Here is an 8,480-nt window from a genome sequence, read left to right on the forward strand (position 1 = left end):
TTTGCGAATTATGGTATTCTGTTGATGCATCAAGACGAAAAACCTCTTTCATTGTTAGTGTCGGAACTCCAATGATAACTGATTTTTCCGTCTTGGTGTTTTTTTATTCAGATTTTCTTAAGGTGGCTAACTTGATTATAAAATTCGCCCTTTTTTTTAATTATGAATTATTTAAGAAAAAATAATAATCAAGTATTTTCATTGAATTAGTTTCATAATTGCGTTGGTACAATAATCTTAAGAGCGAGGTAAATATGAAAATTACTAAATCTTATATTGTTAAAGGCTTAATTTTTTCCGGGATCGTGCTCGGAACTATCGGTCTCCAATCAACTATCGTCGATGCTGTCACAGATGCAGGCATCGATGCAGCAACTAAAACTACTGACGTTAGCACTAACAAGATCTCCAACCAATTGATCTTCGTTAGCGGCAACGTCGAAGTCGGATCTTCCTCAACTACGGTCACAGGTGACAAAGTTGGCCAAAAGATCGACTTAACTAAGGTCATCCCAGATGGCTACCAAGTAGCTTCCGGTGACACCGACTACACGCTAGCAAAGGACGGTACGATCAATCGGGTCGACTTGGAAAAAGTCGGCGACGTGACTGCTACGGTCCACTACATTTACAACAATGGAAGTGTTGGTACAGAAACAGTTTCCGGAAAAGCCGGTGAAACAGTCTCCGTATCCAAAGTTCCTAGTGGCTATTATTTAGTCAAAGCCAGTGATCAAAAAGTCGTCTTAGGATCAGGCTCATCAGACATCTACCTAAACGTCAGCAAAGCTATCACCAACACAATTTCTTTCGTCAACAACGATGAAGCAAAAACTGAAGTAGGAACTGCCGTAGTCAGTGGTAAAGAAGCTGGTGCCACAGTCGACTTGACTGCCGACCAGATCCCAACTGGTTACACGATCCTTAATCCAAAATGGAACACGATCACCTTGCAACCAGACGGAACGAAGCAACAAGTTACCGTAAAGAAAGATACAACAGTCGTTGAAAACAAAGGCACAGTATCAACTTACGGCAAATTAACACCACTTTATTCAGCTGACGGCAAGAGTGCTGGAAGCAGATCATTAGGTGCTAACAGCGAATGGGCAACCGATAAGAAAATGACCTTAAACGGTGAAGACTACTATCGAGTTTCCACAGAAGAATGGGTCAAAGCAAGCGACGTTTACGAATACACCGCAAACGAAACCAACGTAACTATTAAAGATGGTAACGTGGCTCACTTGTATGACACTAAAGGAAATCAACTAACACAAAGATCAGTCGCACCAAACTCAGTTTGGTATTCAGACCGGACTATTAACGTTGATGGACAAACTTATTATCGAGTATCCACTACAGAGTGGGTATCAGCTGCAGATATTAAATAGAAAAATCCTCACTTCATCATTGGAGTGGGGATTTTTTTGTATAGATTTACCGATTTTGATTTCGTGAGGTATTTTATTAATTTTAGTTCGCTAGCTAATTTGTAATGGAAACAATTTCCTGATAGATAACTCATTCCTTATCATATATATTAAGTACAACTATGGAAAAAGGGTAAGGAAATGAAGAAGAGAAAAGTTGTAATAGTTACTTTATTGTGTGGGTTAGTTATGGGAAATTATGTTGAAACAAATAGTCTTAGAGCTAACACAGTATTTGCACAAAATATGGAAGAAAATTCTTCAACTAATAGAATTGTTTTTCATAGATATAATACAGATTTGTCACCATATGTGGATGAAGTACAAATTGAGGGTAAGATAAATGAAACAATTCAATTGGACAGTATCCCAAAGATAGAGGGATTTGTTGAAAATTATGAACTGGTAGATAGACAAGGGAAAGAAATAAAAGAAATAACTATTAACAAAGAAATGCATTTTGAACATAAAATTTATTTAAAGCCAAAAACTTTCGAATATGAGATTGAATTTATTGAAGAGAGTAGTGGCCAAATCATTAAAGGAAAAACTCCCCAATTCGTTACTGGGAAAGTAGATTCTCTCGTGACATTACAAAGAGATATTTTGCCTGATGGGTATGAATTTGTGACAGATGATACTGGCATGAATTTATCTTCAAAAGATGTGACTTTACCGAGAAAACCATCAAAGCTTGTGATTAATATCCAAAAAAGATTGCCTAGAAATTTTATAACATTTGTTGATGATCACGGAAAAGTGGTTGGATCAAAAATTGTATTTGGTGAAATCGGTAGTAAAGTTGAATTGGAGGATAGTGATCGATTTAAGATTAAGGGCAATAAGGTTGTAACTATACAACAGGATAGAACTAAAGTTAGTATTCCGGTTACTAATACAAAAGTCTGGAAAATTATCAGATATGTGACAAAAGATGGAACTATTGTTGAGGGAGGCGGTGGAGCAAATAACTTGGTTGTTGGTAGTTATACCATGGTATCGTTGGATTATGCTCCTGATAATTACACTTTGGTAAACGAAAATGAAAAATATTTCGTCTTGGACAATAATAATTTATACATTGATGTCCTTGTAAAGGGAGACACGGTAAATAATACGATTAATATTGTTGATGAAACAGGTAAGGTCTTGGAAGAGATCAAATCAAAAGGTGAATTTGGTGAAACAATTATTATTTCTGATGACAGAATTCCAGGATATAAAATTACAGGTGAACCACTTAAATATAAGGAAAATGGATCGATTCAAAAAATAGTAGCGAAAAAGGTTATCGAGAATACCATTAGTTTTATTGATGGAAATTCAAATGTAATTGGGAAGCCACTTGCTGTTAAAGGGATTGACGGACAAAAAATAGGTGTTCAACCACCAAATGGTTATTATTTCCCAGGTAACGTGAATGATTATATTTATATCTCTAGCGTAAAATCTCGACAAACAATGTTGGTATCAAAATCCAACAATAACAACACCGGTTCAAACTCCAATTCCGGTTCAACATCCAGCAATACAGGCAGTTCCAAACCAACACCAGGAACAGGAAACAACAACAATGGAACTCCACCAACGACAGGAGATACGAACGAAACAGAATTCAAGTCAGTAGTATCAACACATTCAAACATGACGCAAATCCCGCTTTTTGATAGTAATGGTAAGCAGTCTAACCGATCATTATCATCGACAACTGATTGGCAAATTGATCGAAAGAAAACTATCAAAGGAGAAACTTATTATCGAGTTTCTTCAAACGAATGGGTCAAAGCAGAACATGTTTTTGAATACAGTAGTATTAATGAAGTTATAACTACTCAAAATAAAGTTACACCGCTTTACGATAGTCGTGGCAAGCAGTCTGTGTCACGTAGTTTGGCAGGCAATACTAGTTGGCAAACAGATAAATCAACCGTGATCAACGGGCAAAAATATTATCGAGTTTCAACAACAGAGTGGCTTTCAGCTGCTGATATTAAATAGAAAAATCCTCACCTTATTTTGAAGGTGGGGATTTTTTAGTCTTAAAACCAATTAGTTGGATCGAGTATTTTAAAAAATATTCCAGGAAATTATCGGAAAAACTATCTTCATCATTTTTGATGAGTTTATTAAACAAAGTCCGGATCCCAGCAATCAATGCGCAAAGAATTAGCCAAACAATAACTAATATCAAAATACCTTTAATCCAAGACCAAACTGTATCCAAAATAATTCCCCCTTTGTGTTAGTAAAAGTATAAACATAACACGGAGTAAGAAAGCAAACGCCATGAAAAATATTTTCCATAAATACAGTAATATGAAGAACTACTGAATTGAACATAATCGTTTATTTGACTAGGCAAGAGCCAGTAAATACGATAAATTGGAAACGGTTACAAAAGTGTAACCATATAGGTGGGGTGAGATGTATTCACCTAACTAGTAGGGATTGAATCAGCGGACAAAAACCAAGTTGGGGAACTTGGTTTTTGGTGTTCCAAAGAAATTTAATGAGTTAGGAGTGGTATAAAAAAAGAGAGTGGAGGGAGATGGTCAGCTGCTGAGGATTTAGGGACTGTCAGCACCCAAGGTGCGGCGAAGCCGTGCCTGCTGACAGTTTCTAAACCGGAGGCCGCTATCTCCCGGAACTCGTTTCCACTATAAAGATAGAACGCGAACCTCTACAAAAAATAACAACCACAAACCACACAAGTAGAGCCAGCAAACATCAAAAGCGAAATGTTCAACTAAAATTGGATTCCACAATCCAAACACTCTCCCATACAAAACGGAAACCAGCAATATACGGCAAAACCAGCAACAATAAGATATAAGAGAGAAGACATGAAGAAAAAAATACTCATCAGTACTTTGTTATGCGGAATGGTGTTAGGATCAGTGGCTACGCCGAGCATTGTGCTTGCTGCTGAAAATCTTCGGGAGGAATCGACGAAGAAACGAAAACTAACACTGCACTTTACAGCTGATTTTGGCGCACCGAAATCAGTTACGATCACTACTACCACTGGCCAATTTTTAGACTTAAAGAAATTCCTTCCAAAAGGTTATTTTTTGGCTGATGACCAAGATCAATCGATCAAGATCACTGAAAAAACCGATGCGATCACGATCAAGCTCGCAGCAAAAACGCGCTATGATATGATTCAATTTATGGGAGCAAAGGGCGTTTCGATGCGGTCGATCTTGAAGCATACTGGCGAAATGATCACGATCAAAGATTATGAAAAATACGTTCCTAAAGGATATGTAGTTGATACTAATCGTCAGACGACGTTTGTCTCGGGAAATAATAACTGGGGTGAAACTTTTTACGTATACTTAAAACCTGCACCCGTGGTCACCCAAGTTGAAAAAGAGATCAAATTTGTGACCGATGACGGTGTCGATCTTGAAGGATTCAGTGCGGTATTCAATGTTAACGGTCAGCTAGTCGTTGATCCGAGCAAAATTCCCGCAGGTTATGAAATTGAACAAAGGTTCATTACGGTCACGGATGACGGAGAAAGAGTAATTGAGATCAAGCTTTTTAAAACGTTTAAAAATCTGATCCAATTCGTAACTCCAGACGGGGAGATCGTTGCTACGACGGAAATAACCGGCCGTCCTGGGCACGAAGTCATCGTCCAAGCACCGGAAGGATATGAGTATCCTGATACTTCTTTCAAACTTTTTACTATCTTATCGGAAAACACGACGCAAAAAGTTTTAGTGACGTCACTCAGTGATCCGCCGACAGATGAAGACATAGCACCGATCCCTGATAACACTAAGCCGGAGCCTGGTTCTGGAGCTGAAGACAGTGATTCTTCCCTAGAAGAAAAGCCGGAAGAAAACACTTCTCAAAAACCGGATCAACCAACGGAGCACCCCGAGGAAAAGCCGGGTGAGAATACTTCCGGAAGCCAAGGTCCAGCAACAGATCAGGGTAATGAAATTGAGGTCAAACCAGATGATCAAGAAAATGGTGTGGAACCTGATGACGACCAGCAAGGCGGGGCAGCAACGGATAACAACCAGCAAACTGGTTCGAAACCAGATAATGATCATCAGGCTGGTTCAGGATTGCATGGCCAAGAAAAACCATCGGTCGATCCAGGAAATGATCTGAATGAAACTAGTTCAGCAGATTCGACGGATCGACCAGGGCAACCAAACCGTCCTGAGCAACCGGGACAAAAAACGATCATTACCGTTCCTGGCGAAGACACTGGTTCAACGAATGACGTGACCGCTACTCCTAGCAAAGTTGAACCTATCAAGGGACAAGTGATGACGCATGGCCAACACGTTCGGCTTTTTGATCAGATGGGTCGGGAATTGAATTATGCTTTGAATTCCAACACTGACTGGCGGATCGACCAGAAAATGACGCTTGGCGGTCAAACTTATTATCGAGTCGCGACCAATGCGTGGGTCAAAGCGGGCGATGTTTTGGAATACGAGCGGGCAGAACAAGTTGTCAACACCGGCGATAATCTGCGATCGCTGTATGACAGCAAGGGAAAGAGTTCGAGCCATCGTAGTCTAGCTCAAAATACTGAGTGGTTCGTCGATAAAGCTGCCACCATCAACGGAAAAACGTATTATCGCGTTTCTTCAGATGAGTGGGTCTTAGCTGATGAACTAAAATAACTATCAAATGCAGCCTTCAAATAGGCTGTATTTTTTATTATCTGAAAAAATTTTGCTGGTATTAACCGGCAATTAAGGATATATGAGAAATGATGCCGAATTATTAAAAATTGAATGAAACAGTGAGGAACATGCATGATAGAATAAACTCAAAGACAGATTTTTATAAATTTAGTTTTTTAGCCAATTTGTTGGAAACTGGCTTGATCGTTGATATTAGCTACAAAATTCCCAAGGATATCGTGTAACGGAATCTGCACAAAGTTTGTTATGTTTCAATTTTGTCGAAGGGAGTACTTGTAAACTTGGATATTAAGTCGAATCACTCAAAACCAACTAAGACATTTAATGGGGCGAATACGGTTACGAATACGGTCCATTTTATGAATAAGCAAGATCACCAAGTGGCACAGACGGAAGTGACCGGCATTGTCGGTTCAAAGCTGAAAGTCAAAGCGCCGCGTGGCTTCGTATTGGCTTCAAAACTGTGGGATTTCGTCATCCTTTCGGCAACTGAACCTGATCAAAGAGTGTATGTTGCACAAGTGAAGCATACTAGTCCGCTACAAGAGGGGACCGCTTCTTTGATCACTAACTATACGATCGTCAACGGACACGTCACGACGTACTCTGAAGAACACGCCATAGGTGTCTACGATTCTCAATTGCACAACATTTACACCGTTGGCAATAATTACGACTGCAAAGTCGTCGGCAGCGGTTTTTACCACAATGTCCGCTTTTTACAAATAGCCCAAGACGCCTGGATAAAGGCTACGGACGTGTTTGAATATCAACCGATCGACATCAAGATCAAGGCAACATCGGACCGAGCTATCCCGAAGATCAAGGCAACATCGGACCGAGCTATCCCGATATACGACTGTCGTGGTCGCGTGATTTCGAGAAATAAGCTAGAGCCTAACAGCGCTTGGTTCACTGACCGAGTAGTTTATGTGGCTAATGTGCCTTATTTTCGGGTGACTGATGTTTATTGGTTGTGTGGGAATGATATTTCAGAAGTTTAAAAAATTGTATGAAAAGTATTTAAAGAAGCTATTGTTTGAACCGCAACAATAGCTTCTTATTTTTTTCACGCTTGTAACAGTCAGTAGGCTACTGCTATCATATATAAGTATATTTATAATTTGATTATGTGGAATCGGGGATCATAGATGGGGAAGCAAGAAAAGCACAACAAGAAATCCAAGAACGGTCAAAAGAAATTGACGATCATATTATTGATCGTCTTGTTAATAGTTATTATTGGTGGCGTGGTTTATTTCTTTAACGTCAAATCGGATGACTCCAACAAAAAAGCTACTGATTCGACAAGGACTGAACAAAAGCAATCGAAACGTTCAAAGAAGAAACAAAACAAGTCTTCTCATGATGATCCAGTAAAAAATGGTGGTCAAAATAGCGAGATTGCAACAAAAGCCACACAGCTGATGTCTGATGATCTAAATCCAATCGGTGGTACAACCTCCGCATATTTTTACGATTTATCTTCCAAGCAATCAGCTACTTTTGGTGCAGATAAACAGCAACGAGCAGCTAGTGATATCAAGCTTTTTATTATGGCTACGGTTTACCAAAGCGTTGCAGATGGCAAGTTTGAACTCAATGAGAAATATGCTTTGAAAGACACGGATAAAGTCGGTGGAAGTGGCGCTCTTCAAGGGATGGCTGCAGGGACTCAAGTTTCATACCAAGACTTGCTCAAGTACATGATGACGCAATCGGACAACACTGCTTCTAACATTCTCCTGGATAAAGTCGGTGGTCTCTCGGCCGTCAATAACGAGATCAAAAAGCTTGGTCTCACTAATTCAGTCATGCAACGAAAGCTGATGGATACTAAGAAGTTGGCTGCTGGTCAAGATAATATGACTACGGCTAAAGATCTCGGGCGGTTTTTGACAATGTTGTATCATCATCAAGTCGTATCTGAAACTGCTGATTCAGAAATGATGCAATTGTTGTCGCAAAATACTAATCACTCCAAGCTGCCAGCTCAAGTTGCTTCTGATGTGAAAGTTTATAACAAGACTGGAGAATTCGGTGAATACGGTGTGCAAAACGACGCTGCCATTATGGAAAAAGGTGGTAAGGCATTTGTCGTTGTAGTCTTGTCTCAAAATGGGACCGAGGCTACACAACACTCTGGTATGGCAAAGCTGGGACTGGATCTTTCACAGTTGATTTTTAAATAATGGGAAATAAAAAGATTCAACTCACGCAAAAATTGCGATAATCCCTTTATGGTTGTCAGATGAAATAATATAAATTCATCTGATATTCATGAAGGGATTTTTTTATGTCTAGAAGTAAATATACAGTCCAAGAGAAGCTGGATCTGGTGTTGGAGTTTAAAGAAACCCAACCCATCTTC

The 8,480-nt window shown here is 39.4% G+C and carries 7 protein-coding genes; 6 read left to right on the forward strand and 1 reads right to left on the reverse strand.

The window, feature by feature from the left end:
- The 3 genes from EKM69_RS12560 to EKM69_RS11775 all read left to right on the forward strand — a co-directional run.
- A partial coding sequence (locus tag EKM69_RS12560) for a hypothetical protein (RefSeq protein WP_225423891.1) occupies positions 1–185 on the forward strand: 185 nt, incomplete at its 5' end.
- A 69-nt stretch (positions 186–254) separates the two neighbouring features.
- Positions 255–1,394 (forward strand): SLAP domain-containing protein, encoded by a 1,140-nt coding sequence (locus EKM69_RS11770; RefSeq protein ID WP_125711252.1) that lies wholly within the window; start codon positions 255–257, stop codon positions 1,392–1,394.
- Between the two features lie 180 nt (positions 1,395–1,574).
- Positions 1,575–3,431, forward strand: coding sequence for an SLAP domain-containing protein (locus EKM69_RS11775; protein WP_125711254.1), 1,857 nt, complete (start codon positions 1,575–1,577; stop codon positions 3,429–3,431).
- Positions 3,432–3,444: 13 nt separating this feature from the next.
- Here the strand turns inward: EKM69_RS11775 and EKM69_RS11780 are convergent, their stop codons facing one another.
- Positions 3,445–3,657, reverse strand: coding sequence for a hypothetical protein (locus EKM69_RS11780; RefSeq protein ID WP_125711256.1), 213 nt, complete (start codon positions 3,655–3,657; stop codon positions 3,445–3,447).
- Positions 3,658–4,276: 619 nt separating this feature from the next.
- Here EKM69_RS11780 and EKM69_RS11785 point away from each other — a divergent pair.
- The 3 genes from EKM69_RS11785 to EKM69_RS11795 all read left to right on the forward strand — a co-directional run bounded on the left by EKM69_RS11785 (position 4,277) and on the right by EKM69_RS11795 (position 8,301).
- Positions 4,277–6,085, forward strand: a complete 1,809-nt coding sequence (locus EKM69_RS11785) for an SLAP domain-containing protein (protein WP_125711258.1) — start codon at positions 4,277–4,279, stop codon at positions 6,083–6,085.
- Positions 6,086–6,390: 305 nt separating this feature from the next.
- Positions 6,391–7,113: a hypothetical protein gene (locus EKM69_RS11790; RefSeq protein WP_225423892.1), complete on the forward strand. Its 723-nt coding sequence runs from the start codon at positions 6,391–6,393 to the stop codon at positions 7,111–7,113.
- Positions 7,114–7,260: 147 nt separating this feature from the next.
- On the forward strand, positions 7,261–8,301 hold the full coding sequence (locus tag EKM69_RS11795) for a serine hydrolase (RefSeq protein ID WP_125711262.1): 1,041 nt from the start codon (positions 7,261–7,263) through the stop codon (positions 8,299–8,301).
- Positions 8,302–8,480 lie beyond the last annotated feature (179 nt).

It is taken from the genome of Companilactobacillus zhongbaensis (assembly GCF_003946515.1).
GTDB lineage: Bacteria > Bacillota > Bacilli > Lactobacillales > Lactobacillaceae > Companilactobacillus > Companilactobacillus zhongbaensis.